The organism is Pedobacter insulae (genome assembly GCF_900113525.1).
GTDB lineage: Bacteria > Bacteroidota > Bacteroidia > Sphingobacteriales > Sphingobacteriaceae > Pedobacter > Pedobacter insulae.
Genome location: NZ_FOPP01000004.1, coordinates 201,479 through 219,088, shown reverse-complemented (window position 1 = coordinate 219,088; position 17,610 = coordinate 201,479). Strand labels below are relative to the sequence as shown.

The following is a 17,610-nucleotide window of genomic DNA, read 5'->3' as shown; positions in this document are numbered from 1 at the left end:
TTTCTGCATTTTATCTAGGAAAATAATCTATGCTTGCATAGAAATCAAACATCTTGCTTTAATAAATTTAACAAAAGCGTAAATGCAGCTGTGGCAGATCTCTCTATGTTTTGAACTCTCTTTCCACCAAAGTTGAATACTTTAGCCACTACTTGCTGTTTGTGCGCAACAGCAATCCACACGGTACCAACGGGTTTGTCTGGCATTCCCCCATCCGGACCAGCGATCCCACTCACCGCAATAGCACAGTCTGTCTTAAAGTGCAAAATGGCACCTTGAACCATTTCCCTTACTGTCTGTTCGCTAACTGCTCCAAAATCATTAAGCGTCTTATGATTTACTCCCAAAATGGATTCTTTAAGATCGTAAGAATACACTACCGCTCCGCCAGCAAATACAGCCGAAGATCCTGCATGTTGCGTAATTAAATGAGAAATATATCCTCCGGTGCAACTTTCTGCAGTAGACAAAGTTAAGTCCATTGCTTTCATCTTATCCAGGATCGCTTTTTCCAGTGTAAGATCATCTGCTACTACCACATATTTCGATATCCTGGCGACAATTTGTTCGGTTATGGCGCTAACTTCATTTTTCAACAATTCTTCATCACTCCCTGATGCAGACAACCTTAACCTAACCTGACCTAGTTTTGGTAAATAAGCTAACTTAATATGCGACGGAATGCTATCTTCAATATCAGCAATCTCTTGGGCAAGAAATGATTCTCCAAGTCCTGCAGTTAACATAGTTTGATGGATAATTACAGGCAATTTAAAGGCGGTCTTTATACGGGGAATAATCTCCTCCTCCATTAAATACATCATTTCGAAAGGAACGCCTGGCATCGACACAATAATTTTCCCTTGATGCTCAAACCACATACAGGGTGCTGTTCCATTGGCATTTTGTATAACTGTACAACCATCGGGCACATCAGCTTGACGAATATTTGATTCAATCATCGGTCTATTTAACCTTGCGAAGATGGAGGTAATATGATCCAAAGTAACTTTATCTTGCCTCAATGGCATATTAAAGTACTTCGATAATGTGAGTTTGGTAATATCATCTTTGGTTGGACCTAAGCCACCCGTTATTAAAATAATATCTGCTCTTTTTTGAGCTTCGTTTAATGTTGACACGATATGTGCCGCATTATCTGAAACTGAAGTAATTTGCTTTACCGCAAGTCCGATTTTATTTAACTCTTTAGCCATCCAGGCCGAATTGGTGTCTACAATCTGTCCAATAAGAATTTCGTCTCCGATTGTAATTATTTCTGCGAGCATAGTATTTGATTAATACTTCGTATAATATCCTTTTCTCTTACTTAATTTAAGATCTTGTAAAATGGCTTCCTTCACCTGGATGGTAACTGAATAACTTGCATAAGTACCAAAAGGGATCCAGCTCGCATTTAAGTTCCAGCAATGTAAATCTCTGTAAATAGAGAATGAAGTATGTGAAATATTTTTTGCTTTAAAATCCCAGCCAGACTGGAATTGAATTTTCCACTTTGGCGTTAAGCTAACGTCACCATTAAAATTTAATGTATTTGAAATATTTTTAGTCGTTCTTGAGCTTAGCGCATTACTATAATTAAAGCTATAGGAGAACGCAAAATTCCAAGGCACATTAAAATCTACAAATGCATTTGGATCTCTACTGATAGCCTCCAACTCAGCAATCTGTTCTGGAGTTCTTCCTTGATTAGCTGGTTGATTCTTTAAAGCATCCATATTTTGATTTCGCTTTTTTAATGCCTCTGGATTAAAACTATAATCAAACGAGAAACTAAAGTTGGTTAATCTCGGGAGTTTACCTTCCGAAAACACATAGCTGTCTGATTCGTTAAGTTGATAAATCCCCGTATTGGTATTAAGAATATTTTCCACCAAGTAAGGACTAAAGGTACCACTAAAATTGAAACCCAGTTTATCTGTGAACTGTGAGCGCCCGCTAAAGCCTATCGGGGAAAGTTTTTTTACAGGAGCAACAAAATTATAGGTCCCGGAGAATGATAAACCCTGTATAATTGGAATTTTCTTTTCACCGGCGTTGGTCGTGTCTTTTTTAGACTTAACCTTTAACTCTACATTATTTTCAAGTGAAAAACTCAAGTTGGCCTGCTCGCCCGCAGATGGGCCACCAAATTGTGAGCCATCAAATATAGAGTACATAAGGGGTTTACCTCGATAATCTAGTATTGGTTTGCCATCAATTAATTGACTACGTCCCGGTCTGATATCGTTCTCGTAATACTTAAGTTCTTTATAATAACCATATTTCTTTGCCGAAAAATCTGGCTTGTAAGAGAAACTGAAATTGGGAGTTATCACATGGCTGATACCTTTTATATTACCAAAATTAGTAAACTGCTTTCGCCCGTAAATTTTTGTCGACATGCTCATGCCAATATTATATTCACCTGCTCTTTTAAAGCCATTTACCGTATCTAAAGCCACACTGTCGACACCCAAAAATTTTCGTTGATTAACCGTTTGGAAGTACCATTTTTCGCTGTAATTGGCATTTGCATTAAAATTAAAATAGTTTAACAGATTAAATGCCATATTTATCGGTATGGAATGACTTACGCCATTTTTAAATCTCTTTAATCCTCCTTTGTCAAATAAAAGATCTTCCTTTGTATTCACTGTGTTACTGGCCTGCATGCTATATCCCACTGCAATTTTTTCGTACCATCTTTTAGGACCCAGGTTACTTTTTGATTCGAACGGATTTAGTGTCGACATGTTTAAACTTACTTGAGGTAATGTTAAACTTATTGTTTTAGCCTGTGTTTCTTGCGAGTGGCTTAAGGCAGCAGTCAAATTAAATCGGCCGTCGCCAAAAACTTTACCGTAGGCAATACTAGAACTCATCGTATTCTGCGCAATTGCACCTATATCATAACTTCCATTGGCTGCGGTAGTTGTATAGTAGCTAGAAGTACCTGCATTCACAGAAGCGCTAAATGTTGAACCTGGTCTGGCCAACGCATTTTGAGCATGTTGCCAAGAAATATTGAAGTTGATTTGCGGCTTGTATTCAGGAGTGCCTTCCAATCCATTTCTTGTACTGGAATAACTTAGATTAACACCCCCATTGTATTTATATCTTTTTAGATATTGCGACATCAAACTGAGGTCGTAACTCCCGTTTGTATAAACGTTTGTCAGCACCCTTCCATCAAAATAATCATTAAATGCTTTATAATATCCTCCTCCATTAAGGGAAAATCCCCGAGTTTGATCTTGATTTGGTGTGGGTAAAATAAAACCTGACGCCTTTTTATTGGGCTTGGGAAAAAACCCAAATGGTAGGCCTAAAGGCATCGGGATGTCTTCAATTTTAAGATAAACCGGCCCCGTTATAATTTGCCTCTCAGTTGCGATACCCCTTGTAATAAATATCCCAAAGTGTGGATGTGGTAAATTACACGTACTAAACACCTGCCCTTTTATATGCACCTCATTATCAGGCTGTACTTTAGCTTTTCCTCCCGAGAAGAACCCTCCTTCTTGTGCAGTATATACTCCATGAATAACGCCGGTTTTAGTTACATTATCATAATAAAGTGAATCGGCAATTGCATTCCCTTCTAAACCACTTTTAAAAATCGGTCTGCCTGCATATTTCCCGTTCTTATTCCTAACTCCACTCGCAAAAATAATCTCGTTCTTTGAATCATACCTAATATAATCCGCTTGGAGCTCAAAGCCATCCGATGAAACTTTGGCGTTACCATAGAGGTAAACCATACCTGTTTTCTTGTCGGTGATCGTTGAATCATCCGCAGCATATTGAACTTTATCAGGCGCATCCTCTTTATTACCAGCTTTACGAGTGGTATCTGTTTTTTGGGTTGTTTGCTGAAAAGAAAAATAATTGGCCGCTTTTAACGTTTTACCAACAAGTGTTAATAAAACAATGACCAATATAAAAATGATGTCTTTAAAAAATTTCAATTTCGTGTGTGAATGTTATTTTTGTATTATTGTTTAACCCAAAACGTTCAAAATTAATGAAAAATATACCATTGGTTAGACCAAATGCAATTTTGATGTTATTTATTTGCTTAGCAATTACGCTATACGTTAAAAATCAGGCAGTTGCGCAAGAATATAAAATTAAAACAATTGTAATCGATGCAGGCCATGGCGGTAAAGATGGAAGTACACGCGGCGAATACTCTACTGAAAAAGATGTTGCGTTAAAAACAGCATTAAGGCTCGGAAAGGTTATAGAAGAAAAGATGAAGGATGTGAAAGTAATTTACACCCGCACTACCGATGTATTTATTCCGCTCTATGAAAGAATTGCCATCGCAAATAATGCCAAAGCAGATATTTTTATTTCTATCCATTGCAACGACATGCCTGTATATGCTAAAAAATATATCAGCGGTTATACCAAAAACAAAAAGGGCAAGAGGGTACCAATCTATAAAACCAGATATTCAAAAAGCACTTCTACAAAAGGAACGGAGACATTCGTATCGGGTATTGGCAGAGTAAATGAGCAAGATGAAGCCATTAAAAGAGAAAACGCCTCTATCTTTTTAGAGGATAACTACAAAGACAATTATGAGGGATTTAACCCAAATGATCCTGAGAGTGCCATAATCTTATCTTTGATGAAGAACACTTTTAGAGCGCAGAGTCTCAAACTTGCTAAGCTTGTACAAGACGAATATGTGAATGTTGGCCGCATAAATAGAGGCGTTCAGGAAAAAAGCTTAGCCGTGCTCGCTCGGGCAGGTATGCCGGCTATTTTAACTGAGATAGGTTTTATCAGTAACCCAGGTGAAGAGGATTACATGAATTCAGAGGAAGGGCAAGTGGAAATCACCAATTGTCTTTTAAAAGCCATACAAGCATATAAGCACAGCGTTGAGATATAATTTAACCTAAATTATTGTAAATTCGCAGCAAATATCGATTAATGAGACAAAAAACGATTATTCTATTTACGCTTATCTCCTTATTTTGTTTAAGTAACCATGTTTCCCGAGCGCAGGGTTACCGCATAAAAACCATTGTGATTGATGCCGGACATGGTGGCGTAAAACCAGGTGCAAAAGGAAGATATTCTTACGAAAAGAATGTGGCTTTAGAGGTTGCCTTAAAACTGGGTAAAAAATTTGAAAAGGAGCTTCCAAGCATTAAAATTATACAAATCCGTAAAACTGATGTTGATGTAGACTGGTATCGCAGAGCGGAAATAGCGAATGATGCCAAAGCAGATATCTTTATATCCATTCACTGTAACTCCATGCCAAAAGGCAATCATACTACAAGAGGAACAGAAACCTTTGTTGGTGCCTATAGGCGGATAAACGAGATGGATGCCGGATTAAAGGAAAATGAAGACATTATCAACGACAAAAATTACAAGAATAAGGAGGAGGCCATTGTTACCGATCCAGAAGAATTGATCAAATTATCCTTATATAAATCTCTTTACAGAGCAAAAAGTTTATCTTTAGCTAAACTTGTACAAAAAAATTATACCGAACTAAACAAAAGAGTAAACAGAGGTGTTAAGGAGCAAGGCTTATTGGTATTACAACGTGCTGCTATGCCCTCGATACTTACTGAAATAGGTTTCATTTCCAATCCTGAAGAAGAAGATTATATTAACTCTGATGAAGGTCAAGAAGAAATAGTGAACGCCATTTTTAAAGCCGTTTCGGAATATAAAAAAGAAATTGAGAATTAGTTAATAACAGAAATCCCTAAATTAATGAAAATAAAAAACGAAACAAAAGTAGGTGTATTGGCGGCATTTGCTATCGCATTATTAATTATCGGCTACAATTTTTTAAAGGGGAATTCTATTTTCTCAAGCGAAACTGTTTTATATGCTAAATACGACCGGGTTGATGGGCTCGGAGTTTCAAAACCTGTGCTTATTAATGGATTTCAAATTGGTAGAGTAGATCAACTTACCCTACAGCCGAATGGAACTATTGTTGCTACTTTAAAGATTAAAGGCAAATATGATATCCCAAAAAATACGATTGCCCGTTTAGAAAGCACTGATTTATTAGGAGGAAAAGCGATTGTAATGAATCTGGGGAACGATAGAAATTACGCTAAAGATGGGGACACATTAAATGCTAATGTAGAAAAGGGCCTGATGGAAACCGTACAGCCTGTGCAGAAGAAAGCTGAGCAGATTATTACTAAAATGGATTCTATATTAACGAGTGTAAACTCTATACTTAATCCTAATTTTCAGAAAAACGTTGATAAGAGTTTTACCAGCATCGCTTCAACCTTGGGGGCTTTAGAAGCAACTTCGAAAAAGGTTGATGCATTAGTAGGGTCAGAAAGTTCAAAATTATCCGGCATTCTTTCAAATGTTGAACAAATCACAGTTAACTTCAAAAATAACGGTGCTAAGATCGACGCTATCCTCGCTAATTTAAACACCGTTACCGACAAAGCAGCGGCTCTAAACTTTAAACAAACTGTTGATAATGCCAATAAAGCAATTGCAGACCTACAAGGAATGGTAGCCGATCTTAAAGGCGGAAAAGGATCATTAGGTAAGTTATTGAATGATGAAGAAATGTACCAAAACTTAACTAGTGCTTCTAAAAACCTAGATAATTTGATGATAGATTTAAAAGCGAATCCTAAACGCTATGTTCATTTCTCAGTATTCGGAGGCGGAAACAAAAAAGATAAATAGAAGTTAGATCTGGTAAGTATGCCCTTCTACGGCTAGCTCTGATGCCTCGAAAAGCGTCTTAGCTTCATCTAAAATAGGACCCAAAGTTTTATATCTGGATGAAAAATGACCCAGTAGTAATTTCTTGGCCTGTACCAAACTGGCTATTTCAGCCGCCTGCAGCGCCGTGGTATGGTGCGTTTCATTAGCCCTGTCTATCATTTCATGTAAAAACGTCGCTTCGTGATAGAGCGTATCGCAGTTTCTTATGCTATTAAAATAACGTTCGTCCATCAAAGTATCTGAACAATAGGCATAAGTTTTTGGGGTAGCTGAATCTGTTGTATAATCAACATTCAATAGCACCTCACCATTTGGTAAAGTCAAATCCAATCCCCGCTTTAGCATCGCATAATATTCAAGTGGTACACCAGCTGCTTCTAGTCGCTCGACAACAACCTTTCGCAATCGCTTCTTTTCTGTAAACTTAAAACCAGTACAAGGAATTCGATGGTTAAGAATAATTGTTTGGATAACAACATCTGAATTCTCAAGTATAATTTCGGATTTTTTAGGATTAATAAAATGATAAATCAGTTCATATCTCAGCTTCGTGTCTGAATGCTTAAATTGTATATCCAAGATTTCCTTTAATGCCTCGGGGGCAAAAATGTGGATAGGCTTAATTCTTCCATTTAAATGCATACTTGAAAGTAAACCAATTAATCCAAAGTAATGATCACCGTGCAGGTGGCTGATCAAGACAAAATCTATCTTCGATGCCTTTAAGCCGAATTTAATCAATTGTTGTTGGGTACCTTCTCCACAATCGATTAAATAAAACTTTTCGTTGCAATTAAGTAATTGAGCTGTGGGATTTCTGTTGTAAACCGGAGTAGCAGAACTGCTACCAAGAATGGTTACTTCGAAAGTCATTTCTACCCCTTATCTACGCTTCCGCGTAATTCTTTTTCTATTTCTTCCATAAAAATTAGATCAGTTGCCTCATCTAATTTATTCACAAAAGTTACGGCTTGGTGAATATTAGATATTTTCACAATGTTAGCAATAGCCTGACTAACGCCTGTTACCACAAAAATACCTCCCGCACTTTTACATAGCCTATCCCCTACTAATAAACAACTTAAATCCTGGGAGTCAGCGCATTCTTTCACTTTTGAAAGATCTACCACTATATTGCGATAACCTTCAGCATTTAATAAGATAAACTCAGATTTCAATGCAGGAGTATTGTCATTAGTGAATTTAGGTTCATCTAATTTTAAAACAACATATTTTTCGTGTTTATCTGTCGAGAATTTCATGGTTGGTTTATTAAAGTATTTAACGAAAGTAACGATTTTTATTAGGATAATAAATCATTAATCGCATTTTTCACATTTTCTTCTATACGGTTAGAGATGCTCGAAGAGGGATTCTTAACAAAAACTTCACCAGTAATCTGCTCATATAATTCGATGTATCGTTCTGAAATAGACTCTACTATTTCCGCTGTCATCTTAGGAACTACTTGACCATCTTTACCTTGAAAGTTATTTTCAATTAACCACTTTCTTACAAATTCTTTAGAAAGCTGTTTCTGCGCTTCATTATTTTTTTGTCTTTCTGCATATCCATCAGCATAAAAATAACGGGATGAATCTGGTGTATGGATCTCATCGATTAAATAAATTGTATCTCCTTCCTTACCGAATTCATACTTGGTATCTACCAAGATTAAGCCCCGCTCAGCTGCCATCTCAGTACCACGTTGATATAAAGCCTGCGTAAATGCTTCTAATTTCTCATAATCGACCAAGGAGACAATACCACGCGAAAGAATCTCCTCTTTAGAAATATCCTCATCATGGCCAACTGCCGCTTTTGTAGTTGGGGTAATAATCGGTGCTGGTAGCTTATCGTTCTCTTTGAGCCCCTCTGGTAAATCAACTCCGCATACAGTCCTTCTACCCGCACTATATTCACGCCAAGAATGACCTGCCAAATATCCCCTAATCACCATCTCAACTTTAAAAGGCTCACAGATCCTACCAATGGTAACCATTTCATCAGGAACGGCCATAACCCAGTTAGGAACTATATCTTTTGTCGCAGCTAAAAATTTGGCAGCAATCTGATTTAAAACTTGCCCCTTAAAAGGAATAGCCTCTGGTAAAACCACGTCAAACGCCGAAATTCTATCTGTAACTACCATTGCCATAAGTTGGTTATCAATGGTATATACATCTCTAACTTTACCTTTATAAAAATTGGTCTGTTTTGGAAAACTGAAATGAGTTTCTTTAATTGCTTTCATTGGTGCGAAAATAAGAAAATTACTGAATATCCCCGTAGGCTTTCAAGATTGCTTTCACCAACTTATGCCTAACAACATCTTCTCCAGTGAGGTAAATGATGTCAATACCTTTGATCTCCGCTAAAATCCGAAGTGCGTTATGCAAACCAGATTGAGCCTTCTTTGGTAAATCTATTTGGGTAACATCACCTGTAACAATAAATTTAGCAGTAGGACCCATTCTAGTCAGAAACATTTTCAATTGAAGGTCGGTAGAGTTTTGGGCTTCGTCCAAAATAACAAAACAGTTATCTAAAGTACGTCCTCGCATAAAGGCCAAAGGCGCAATTTCGATGGTCCTGTTCTCCAGATACAGTTTTAGCTTTTCTGGTGGTATCATATCATCCAACGCATCGTAAAGCGGACGCAAATACGGGTCAACTTTTTCCTTCAAATCTCCTGGCAAAAAGCCTAAGCTTTCTCCCGCTTCAACAGCAGGGCGGGTTAAAATGATTCGTTTAATCTCCTTGTTTTTAAGTGCTCTTACGGCCAATGCTACCGCAGTATAGGTTTTTCCAGTACCTGCTGGTCCGATGGCAAACAACACATCGTTTTTACCTATGCTATCAACCATCTTACGTTGGTTGGCTGTACGGGCTTTTATCATGAGACCATGGTTGCCAAAAACAATCACTTCCCCGGTATTTGCAACTGCGGGAACTTCATCAGTTTTTGCCGCAGATTTCTTAGCACCTAAAATTGCATCAACATCATTATGTGATAATGTTCTATATTTTTCGAGGTGAGCCACCAATTGCTCAAACTTGTGCTCAAAAGCCTTTAATTCAGCCTCGTCGCCCAATGCCTTTACGTCATTTCCTCTTGCTACGATCTTCAATTTTGGAAAAGCACTTTTAATTAATTCGTAATGCTCATTATTTGCGCCCCAAAATTGGACCTGGTCTGTTGTTTCTAATGTTAGCTTTAGTTCGTTCAAAATATTGTATTTTAAATAGAAGTGTATATTTTGATTTAAAAATTGAATATTTGTAGGCGAAATGCCTATAGGCAAGAATAAGCATAAATATTGAATTTTTAATGGCAATAATTACATTAACAACAGATTTAGGATCAAAAGATTTTTACCAGGCTGCATTGAAAGGCAGTATCCTGAGTGTCTTGCCTACAGCTAATATTGTTGATGTTACTCATGAAGTTCCCTCCTTCAATATTTCTTATGCTGCGTTTGTCCTAAAGAATGTATATCCGTACTTTCCAAAAAACACAGTACACCTTATAGGCATAGATTCGGTATTTAGTGAACATACAAAATATGTTGCCTTAAAATATAAGGACCATTTTTTTGTGGGTGCCGATAATGGTATATTTTCCCTGTTGTTTGAGGAGAAGCCCGATGAAATTGTGGAATTAAACATTATGCAAGATTTAAAGTACTTGCATTTTCCCTTGGTTGATATCTTTGTAAAAGCAGCAACTACTTTAGCTAGAGGGGGAAAATTAAAAGAAGTAGGTATACCTACATCAGAAATTGAGGAACGAACGCTTTTACACCCTGTAATAGAAAGAGATATCATTAGAGGGAGTGTTATTTATATTGATACATTTTGTAATGTTATTACTAATATTACAAAAGATCTTTTCACTAAAATCCAGCGAAACCGCGACTTCACACTGTACTTTCGTAAAAGTGAAACGATTAGTCAGCTGAGCTGGCATTACAATGAGGTACCGGAAGGCGAAAAATTATGTCTTTTCGGAATTAGCAACCACCTAGAGATCGCTATCAATAAAGGGAAAGCAAGTGGTTTGCTCGGGCTACATTTAAATGACATTATTAGGGTAGAGTTTCATCCATAAACATGAAAAAAGCATTTTTTAAATTACTGGTCAAGCTTAATAAGGTGTTCCTCCCAAGTTATTATCAGAAGGATCCCTTGAAACTAACCAATTTTCAGAAAGCAATATTAGGGTTTAGATATTGGGTATTATTAAATGCGTTGGACTAGGCTCAAATAAAACGGTTAATTAACATTCCCACTAAAAACTTGGGCTCTACCCAGGTCGATTTAGGCGGCATTACTCCATTTATATCCGCAACCGCTATCAATTGCTGAATAGAAGTAGGATAAAGCGTAAAGGCAACAGCATAATGCCCATTATCAACCTGACGCTGCAAATCGCTAATAGGCGTTTTGTCGCCTTCAAAGGTGATCCGTGCATCGGTACGAGGGTCCTTAATGGCTAAAATCGGTTCTAGAATATAATCTTGCAAAATACTCACATCAAGCACAGCTACCGGATCATTTTCATCACAAACATGAGGTTTGGCGACAAGTCTGTACCATGATTTATCAATATACACACCTAGTTCGTGTATTTTAGATGGATTACCCATTTCATTTACTTTCTCAATCTCAAATGACTCACCTACTGCACTAAAAAAATCCTCTACCCTGAGACCATTCAAATCTTTAACCATCCTGTTAAAGGCCATTATCTTTACCTCCTTGGTATTAAAATAAGCCGTAGAAAAATAGTTATAGGAGGAATCCTCTTCTTCGGTCGTTAAAGTTCTTTGAAGTTTGGCCATCTTGGCCATAGAGGCAATTCTGTGGTGACCATCTGCGATATAAACAGTAGGAATACTGCCAAATGCCGCGACAAGGCAATTCAAGTCTTCCAAGAGCTCTATTGTCCACAACTGATGTTGGGAGCCGTCCTGATATACAAAATCGTTGTCAGGTTTTCTTTCCTGATATTTAGCAATCACCTGATCAATATGCTCATTCGGAGCATAAGTAATTAAAACCGGATTAGCATCCAGACCTGTTTGCTGCAAATATTCCGAAAGGAGTTTTTCTCTTCTTTCAACAGTCGACTCATGCTTTTTGATATTTCCGTCCAAATAATCATTGATATGAGTTAGCGTCCAAATCCCATTTTGCGTCAATCCGTCGGCGATTACTCGATAGATGTAAATAGCAGGTTTATCTTCTTTCTTTATAACTTCATTTTCTAAAAAATGTTCGAGATTTTCATTAATCTTTTTATAGATTAATTCCTGTCTTGAACCTCTCAAATAAGGATTATCAAGCTCTGGATTAATTAAATGCAAAAAACTATGTGGATTTTCAGAAGCCATTAGCCTGGCCTGACCGAGGCTATAGTTTTCAAGCGGCCGAGTTACTATACTATTCTGCAAATGCATAGCAGGTTTTAAGGCATAAAATGGCTTTATCCTTGGCATAAGAAGTTTATATTTGGTTATTAAAGTGCAAGGGGCCCTATAAATATCTTGCCCCTCGCCTCTTGCTTTACGCGCTAAAGTGCGCGATAATTAAATTAGCTAATTCTGCTCCAACACGTTCTTGAGCTTCATTCGTTGATGCGCCAATATGAGGAGTAAGTGAAATTTTAGGATGATTAAGAAGGCGTTCCAAAGGAGTTGGTTCATTATCAAAAACGTCTAAACCAGCAAAAGCAACTTTACCAGAATCTAATGCTTCTATTAATGCTTGCTCATCTATGGTACCGCCTCTTGAGCAATTTACTATCCCAACGCCAGGTTTCATCGCCGCAAATTCCTCTGCTCCTAAAATCGGCTTGTCAGCAAATGGAGTATGTAGTGAAATAAAATCGCTCTTTGCAATTACATCAGCCAAGGCCACCGTTTCTACTGGAATATCAACTTTAATACCTCCTTGTAAGTTTAAAGTAATGTTCCCACTAAAAGGATACAAGTCATAAGCTAATACATTCATTCCTAAACCTAGTGCTACTGCTGCAGTTTCCCTTCCTATTCTTCCAAAACCAATTATCCCAATAGTTTTGCCACGCAACTCAATTCCTTTTGCGTAAGCCTTTTTTAATTCGTTAAATTTGGTTTTTCCTTCAACAGGCATTTTCCTATTGCTATCATGCAAAAATCTAACACCAGTAAAAAGATGAGCAAAAACAAGTTCAGCAACCGAGAGGGATGACGCAGCGGGAGTATTTACAACTGCAAGGCCTTTACTCCTAGCGTACTCCACATCAATATTATCCATTCCTACCCCACCTCTGCCAATTAACTTAATATTCGGACAAGCGTCTATTAATTCCTTTCTAACTTTAGTTGCACTGCGCACTGTAATACCATCATAATTTAGCAAAGCAGTGGCAAGTTGATCTTGCGGAATTGTTTGAGTATCTACTATAAAACCTGCCTCTTCAAGCAGTTTTTTCCCCACTGGGTCTATGCCGTCATTGGCGAGTATCTTGATCATAACGTATTTATATTGCTATTAAAATTCTATTTGTTGGCTTTGTGTTTTTCTTCAAAAGTCTGCATTAAATCAATTAACGCATGTACACTGGTGATAGGAAGCGCATTGTACATTGATGCCCTAAAGCCACCAACACTTCTGTGTCCCTTTAACCCTTCAAAACCATTATCATCCGCAAATTTTGCAAATTGTTTCTCTAACTCAGGATTTTCCATCACGAAACAGATATTCATTCTCGAACGATCCTCCACTGCACAGGTGCCTTTAAAAAGGGAATTTCTATCAATCTCAGTATATAATGCAGTAGCTTTGGCCCTGTTTTCTTTTTCAATTTCGGCAACCCCTCCTTTAGATTTTAACCAATTTAGGTTAAGCATGGCCACATATATAGAAAATACAGGTGGTGTATTATACATAGAGCCACCTTCAATATGAGTTTGATAATTCAACATGGAGGGAATGCCTCTTCCAGTTTTCCCCAAGATCTCATCCTTTACAATAACGATTGTTAATCCTGCAGGGCCAATATTCTTTTGAGCCCCAGCATAAATCAAATCGTATTTTGAAACATCTATCTCCCTACTCATGATATCAGATGACATATCACAAACGACGGGAACCTTAGTTACCGGAAGCGTGAACATCTCTGTTCCATAAATGGTATTGTTTGACGTACAGTGAAAATAAGCACTGTCTTCAGGGATTATATAATCTTTAGGGATAAAGGTATAATTAGCTTCTTTTGAGGAACCAACAATATTAGCCTTACCAAAGAATTTAACTTCTTTAATTGCCTTATTTGCCCAAACTCCAGTTTCTAAATAAGCCGCTGTTCCGCCTTCTGGTAATAAATTCATCGGCACCATCGCAAATTGCAAACTAGCGCCACCTTGTAAAAATAAAACGGAATATCCAGCGGGTACATTTAACAGTTCTTTTACCAATTTGGTAGCTTCTTCCACAACACCTTCAAACTCAGGTGTACGATGTGAAATTTCTAAAATTGATAATCCATCTTTAAAATCCAAAACAGCTCTAGAAGCTTGCTTAAACACCTCTTGAGGTAAAATACAGGGACCTGCACCAAAATTATGTCTCATTTTATCTAAAATTTATATAGGCGTAAATGTAACAGTTTTGTGTCAGATAATTAATGATTTTTAAACTTTAAAATCAATTTAAAGTTTAATTGGCGACCAGTTAAATAATTTGGGATAGCATACTGAACATTATCCACATCCTTTAACCAAAGATATGAGACGGTGTTATTAATGTCGAGCAAATTAAATACTTCAAAATGAGCGATAAACGAAGTAAAGTAACGACTCAAAAGCTTAGGTTTTTTTAAGCTATTGTCGTCTAAAAAATCTTTAGAAAAGCCAATATCCACTCGTTTATAAGCTGGAATATTAAAATCGTCAGTATATCGTTCGCTCAAGGGCGCCCCAATTGGTAACTTCGAGCCGTAGAGCATGGTTAAATGAACCTTATAACTATCTCCTTTCAATAACCTGTCCTGAAAAAATACTGAAAAATTAACGCGCTGATCTGTCGGGCGTTTTAAATAACCAGGATAGATAACCTTAGCGGTTCCTGATTGATTTTCTTTAACATAAAAATCACCTTTAATATCCTGATCAGCTGCCATTAACGAAAGCCTAAAATAAGAGACCAAGTCTTTCACAAATTCACCACCAATATTAAAATCCGCCCCATAAGTGCGTCCTTTAGCTGTTTGAGTAGAAAGATACTTAATTCTTACATTGTCAAAAATGTACGGAACTAACCTATCTGCATATTTAAAGTATGCTTCCGAACTGAACTTCAAACGGGTACCAAGTCCATCGAAAGCATAATCTAAGCCTGCTGAAAAATTGTAGGAACGTTGCGCTCTCTGACTAAGATTTAATTCCCCATCATAGGCTCGTATACTTCTATAACTGGGCGCCTGCTGATAGATTCCAGCTGAAAAACGAATGATTTTATTGTTGCTTTCTGGACGATATGCCAACAATAATCTCGGGCTTAATAACAATTGATTTGTTAAGGTATTGTAGTTGCCCCTGATGCCCAATTGTAAATCAGTATTACTTGATAAGCTATAACTATCCTGTACAAAGGCAGTAAAATTAGCAATCTCAAGAATATTAGCTTTCGAAATGCTTTGTTCTAAATAGAACTTTTTGGCGTTATTTGGCAAAATATAACCAGCTGAGTCAATTAAATGATATTCATTGAGGTTATCTACAAACTTGTTCCTTTCGGCCCTTGCTCCCCACGAAAAGACGTGGTTACCAAAATTTTGTTCTGTTTTTACCTCAGAACTTAAGACTTCAGAATTCAAACTGTTCCTTGCATAATTCAAATAGGTGCCAATACCGCGATTTGTACTGATTGCTTTAAAACCAACTTTGGTAAAATCGGTTTGAAGTTCATCAAATAGATACCTTCCTTCAATATCAAAGCGTTCACGTTCCCGCGTGTTAAAATAACTATTGATCCATTTGACAACTAGGTTTGGTTTAGGGCTGAAAGTCGCTGTTATCGCCGCTCCTCCAGTTCGATAATCATCTATCTCTTGGCCATTGTAAGCAACTTTTAAACGGAGTTGCGTTTCTAAGGTACCGAATAAAGTCTCGCGATCCTCCGGAATTAAATTAAACCGACCGCCATTAAAATACCCTAATATACTGAGGTTAAATTTCTCTGAAAAATTATGTTGATATAACAATTGTGCGTCACCGAAATTAGGTCTATAGTTTCCTTTATTATCTTGGGTATTCAGCAAGCTCGCATTATTCTTATAGCGCAACCCGATTAATAAAAAATTTCTGGCACCAGCTCTTTTAATAGCGAGCGACGCACCTAAAAGTCCCGCATTGAAGGCCAGATGGTTACTATCGGGCCGATCATATTTGGCATCCAAAACAGATGATAATTTATCACCATATCTTGCTTCAAAACCTCCCGCAGAAAATTTGGCACGGGTCACCAGGTCACTATTAACAAAACTCAAACCTTCTTGCTGACCATTTCTGATTAATATCGGTTTGCTAATTTCTACGTCGTTTACATAAGTAAGGTTCTCATCAAAATTTCCCCCTCTCACACTATATTGAGAACTAAGTTCATTGTTTGTTGAAACTCCCGGTAAGGTTTTGATGATTGTTTCGAAATTGCCCGAAACAGAAGGCAACGAAGAAAGATCAGCAATATTAATCGTACTTGAATTACTCAGTTGGTTTTGTTTATTCGTAATAGTTACCTGCTCTAATTCATTTACGTTAGGTATCAATGTAACCTCCCTGGTAATTCTACCGGCTACTTTTTCATTGATTTTTATCAGCATTGGCTGATAACCTAAGAGATTGTACTTTAGCGTAAAAGAAGTTGTTCTCGAATAAATGGCATAAGTACCATTTTGATCGGTAAGTGTAGACTCCCGCTGACCGAGCACTGTAATTGTAACTTTTGAAAGGGGCTTTTCATCTATTCCGAAAACTGTTCCTGAAACCTTCACCAAAGGCTGGGCATTTACAAACGTAAAGCCTACCAGTATGGCAAAAATCAACAGGCAAAATTTGAGCATGCAGTAAATTAAATTTGATGAGAACCAATTGTTAAGTTTTTAAGTTCCTTTATCATCCCTAAAGGATCTGGAGCTGCGAAAACGGCATTTCCTGCAACAAGCGCATTTGCTCCGGCACTAATCAAACTCGCAGCATTTAAAATACTTACGCCTCCATCTACTTCAATAATTAAGCTTGGGTTTACCTGTAAAGCATTTTGTTTCAATTCGGCGATTTTAAGTAAAGATTGGGGAATAAACTTTTGCCCCCCAAAACCAGGATTCACTGACATGATCAGTACCAGGTCAAGATCGGCCAAAATATCTTTTAAGAATGCTACTGGTGTATGGGGATTTAATGCCACTCCAGCCTTACATCCCGATGCCTTAATTAATTGTATTGTCCGGTGCAGATGGGTACAGGCTTCATAATGAACAGTGATAATCGCTGCTCCTGCCTTGGCAAAATCCTCAATGTACTTATCCGGATCAACAATCATTAAATGCACATCCAACGGTTTTTGAGCGTGTTTTTTTATGGCATTCATTACCGGAAAACCAAAAGAAATATTCGGCACAAATACCCCGTCCATCACATCAATATGAAACCAGTCTGCTTCACTCTGATTGATCATCTCACTATCTCGTTGTAAATTTCCAAAATCAGCTGCTAGAATCGATGGGGCGATGAAGTGTTTCATAAAGTTTCTTTTTTTACGATTAACGTCATTGCGAGGTACGATGCAATCTTGAAGCTAGCGCAGAAAAGAGATTGCTTC

At 37.4% G+C, this 17,610-nt stretch carries 15 protein-coding genes; 4 read left to right on the top strand and 11 right to left on the bottom strand.

The features are described from left to right. Positions 1-44: 44 nt before the first annotated feature. Both BM207_RS08325 and BM207_RS08320 read right to left on the bottom strand, forming a co-directional pair. Positions 45-1,289 (bottom strand): competence/damage-inducible protein A, encoded by a 1,245-nt coding sequence (locus BM207_RS08325; protein ID WP_090993115.1) that lies wholly within the window; start codon positions 1,287-1,289, stop codon positions 45-47. A 9-nt stretch (positions 1,290-1,298) separates the two neighbouring features. Next, positions 1,299-3,971 carry a putative LPS assembly protein LptD gene (locus BM207_RS08320; RefSeq protein WP_090993114.1) on the bottom strand — a complete coding sequence of 891 codons (2,673 nt, stop codon included), beginning with the start codon at positions 3,969-3,971 and terminating at the stop codon, positions 1,299-1,301. 56 nt (positions 3,972-4,027) lie between these two features. On the opposite strand from BM207_RS08320, the gene BM207_RS08315 reads away from it, so the two are divergent. From BM207_RS08315 to BM207_RS08305, 3 genes are read left to right on the top strand one after another with little or no spacing between them, the layout of a single operon-like run. Next, the gene (locus tag BM207_RS08315; RefSeq protein ID WP_177217084.1) at positions 4,028-4,906 is read left to right on the top strand and encodes an N-acetylmuramoyl-L-alanine amidase family protein; all 879 of its coding nucleotides are present in this window, start codon (positions 4,028-4,030) and stop codon (positions 4,904-4,906) included. A gap of 41 nt (positions 4,907-4,947) precedes the next feature. Then, complete coding sequence (locus tag BM207_RS08310; protein WP_090993113.1) at positions 4,948-5,724, top strand: N-acetylmuramoyl-L-alanine amidase family protein; 777 nt, start codon at positions 4,948-4,950, stop codon at positions 5,722-5,724. A gap of 24 nt (positions 5,725-5,748) precedes the next feature. Continuing rightward, on the top strand, positions 5,749-6,702 hold the full coding sequence (locus tag BM207_RS08305) for an MlaD family protein (protein ID WP_090993112.1): 954 nt from the start codon (positions 5,749-5,751) through the stop codon (positions 6,700-6,702). Between the two features lie 3 nt (positions 6,703-6,705). On the opposite strand, the gene BM207_RS08300 is transcribed toward BM207_RS08305, so the two are convergent. The 4 genes from BM207_RS08300 to BM207_RS08285 are packed head-to-tail and all read right to left on the bottom strand — an operon-like array spanning position 6,706 to position 9,974. Next, on the bottom strand, positions 6,706-7,617 hold the full coding sequence (locus tag BM207_RS08300; RefSeq protein ID WP_090993111.1) for a ribonuclease Z: 912 nt from the start codon (positions 7,615-7,617) through the stop codon (positions 6,706-6,708). 2 nt (positions 7,618-7,619) lie between these two features. Then, the gene (locus BM207_RS08295; protein ID WP_090993110.1) at positions 7,620-8,006 is read right to left on the bottom strand and encodes an STAS domain-containing protein; all 387 of its coding nucleotides are present in this window, start codon (positions 8,004-8,006) and stop codon (positions 7,620-7,622) included. Between the two features lie 41 nt (positions 8,007-8,047). Continuing rightward, positions 8,048-8,998: a phosphoribosylaminoimidazolesuccinocarboxamide synthase gene (locus BM207_RS08290; RefSeq protein WP_090993109.1), complete on the bottom strand. Its 951-nt coding sequence runs from the start codon at positions 8,996-8,998 to the stop codon at positions 8,048-8,050. 19 nt (positions 8,999-9,017) lie between these two features. Then, positions 9,018-9,974, bottom strand: coding sequence for a PhoH family protein (locus BM207_RS08285; RefSeq protein WP_090993331.1), 957 nt, complete (start codon positions 9,972-9,974; stop codon positions 9,018-9,020). Between the two features lie 101 nt (positions 9,975-10,075). Here BM207_RS08285 and BM207_RS08280 point away from each other — a divergent pair, with 101 nt between their 5' ends. Then, positions 10,076-10,855 (top strand): SAM hydrolase/SAM-dependent halogenase family protein, encoded by a 780-nt coding sequence (locus BM207_RS08280; RefSeq protein WP_090993108.1) that lies wholly within the window; start codon positions 10,076-10,078, stop codon positions 10,853-10,855. 151 nt (positions 10,856-11,006) lie between these two features. Here the strand turns inward: BM207_RS08280 and BM207_RS08275 are convergent, their stop codons facing one another. The 5 genes from BM207_RS08275 to rpe form a co-directional block, all read right to left on the bottom strand. Continuing rightward, positions 11,007-12,245, bottom strand: a complete 1,239-nt coding sequence (locus BM207_RS08275) for a DUF1015 domain-containing protein (RefSeq protein ID WP_090993107.1) — start codon at positions 12,243-12,245, stop codon at positions 11,007-11,009. Between the two features lie 67 nt (positions 12,246-12,312). Continuing rightward, positions 12,313-13,263: a D-2-hydroxyacid dehydrogenase gene (locus BM207_RS08270; protein WP_177217083.1), complete on the bottom strand. Its 951-nt coding sequence runs from the start codon at positions 13,261-13,263 to the stop codon at positions 12,313-12,315. 26 nt (positions 13,264-13,289) lie between these two features. Continuing rightward, on the bottom strand, positions 13,290-14,363 hold the full coding sequence (gene serC / locus BM207_RS08265; protein ID WP_090993106.1) for a 3-phosphoserine/phosphohydroxythreonine transaminase: 1,074 nt from the start codon (positions 14,361-14,363) through the stop codon (positions 13,290-13,292). A gap of 50 nt (positions 14,364-14,413) precedes the next feature. Beyond that, the gene (locus tag BM207_RS08260; RefSeq protein ID WP_090993105.1) at positions 14,414-16,852 is read right to left on the bottom strand and encodes a TonB-dependent receptor; all 2,439 of its coding nucleotides are present in this window, start codon (positions 16,850-16,852) and stop codon (positions 14,414-14,416) included. 8 nt (positions 16,853-16,860) lie between these two features. Continuing rightward, complete coding sequence (gene rpe, locus BM207_RS08255) at positions 16,861-17,532, bottom strand: ribulose-phosphate 3-epimerase (protein ID WP_090993104.1); 672 nt, start codon at positions 17,530-17,532, stop codon at positions 16,861-16,863. Positions 17,533-17,610 lie beyond the last annotated feature (78 nt).

Coding starts and splice junctions, on each gene's coding strand:
- BM207_RS08325 (WP_090993115.1), bottom strand. CDS start 1,289: ATGCTCGCAGAAATAATTACAATCGGAGACGAAATTCTTATTGGACAG.
- BM207_RS08315 (WP_177217084.1), top strand. CDS start 4,028: ATGAAAAATATACCATTGGTTAGACCAAATGCAATTTTGATGTTATTT.
- BM207_RS08310 (WP_090993113.1), top strand. CDS start 4,948: ATGAGACAAAAAACGATTATTCTATTTACGCTTATCTCCTTATTTTGT.
- BM207_RS08305 (WP_090993112.1), top strand. CDS start 5,749: ATGAAAATAAAAAACGAAACAAAAGTAGGTGTATTGGCGGCATTTGCT.
- BM207_RS08300 (WP_090993111.1), bottom strand. CDS start 7,617: ATGACTTTCGAAGTAACCATTCTTGGTAGCAGTTCTGCTACTCCGGTT.
- BM207_RS08295 (WP_090993110.1), bottom strand. CDS start 8,006: ATGAAATTCTCGACAGATAAACACGAAAAATATGTTGTTTTAAAATTA.
- BM207_RS08290 (WP_090993109.1), bottom strand. CDS start 8,998: ATGAAAGCAATTAAAGAAACTCATTTCAGTTTTCCAAAACAGACCAAT.
- BM207_RS08280 (WP_090993108.1), top strand. CDS start 10,076: ATGGCAATAATTACATTAACAACAGATTTAGGATCAAAAGATTTTTAC.
- BM207_RS08275 (WP_090993107.1), bottom strand. CDS start 12,245: ATGCCAAGGATAAAGCCATTTTATGCCTTAAAACCTGCTATGCATTTG.
- BM207_RS08270 (WP_177217083.1), bottom strand. CDS start 13,263: ATGATCAAGATACTCGCCAATGACGGCATAGACCCAGTGGGGAAAAAA.
- serC (WP_090993106.1), bottom strand. CDS start 14,363: ATGAGACATAATTTTGGTGCAGGTCCCTGTATTTTACCTCAAGAGGTG.
- BM207_RS08260 (WP_090993105.1), bottom strand. CDS start 16,852: ATGCTCAAATTTTGCCTGTTGATTTTTGCCATACTGGTAGGCTTTACG.
- rpe (WP_090993104.1), bottom strand. CDS start 17,532: ATGAAACACTTCATCGCCCCATCGATTCTAGCAGCTGATTTTGGAAAT.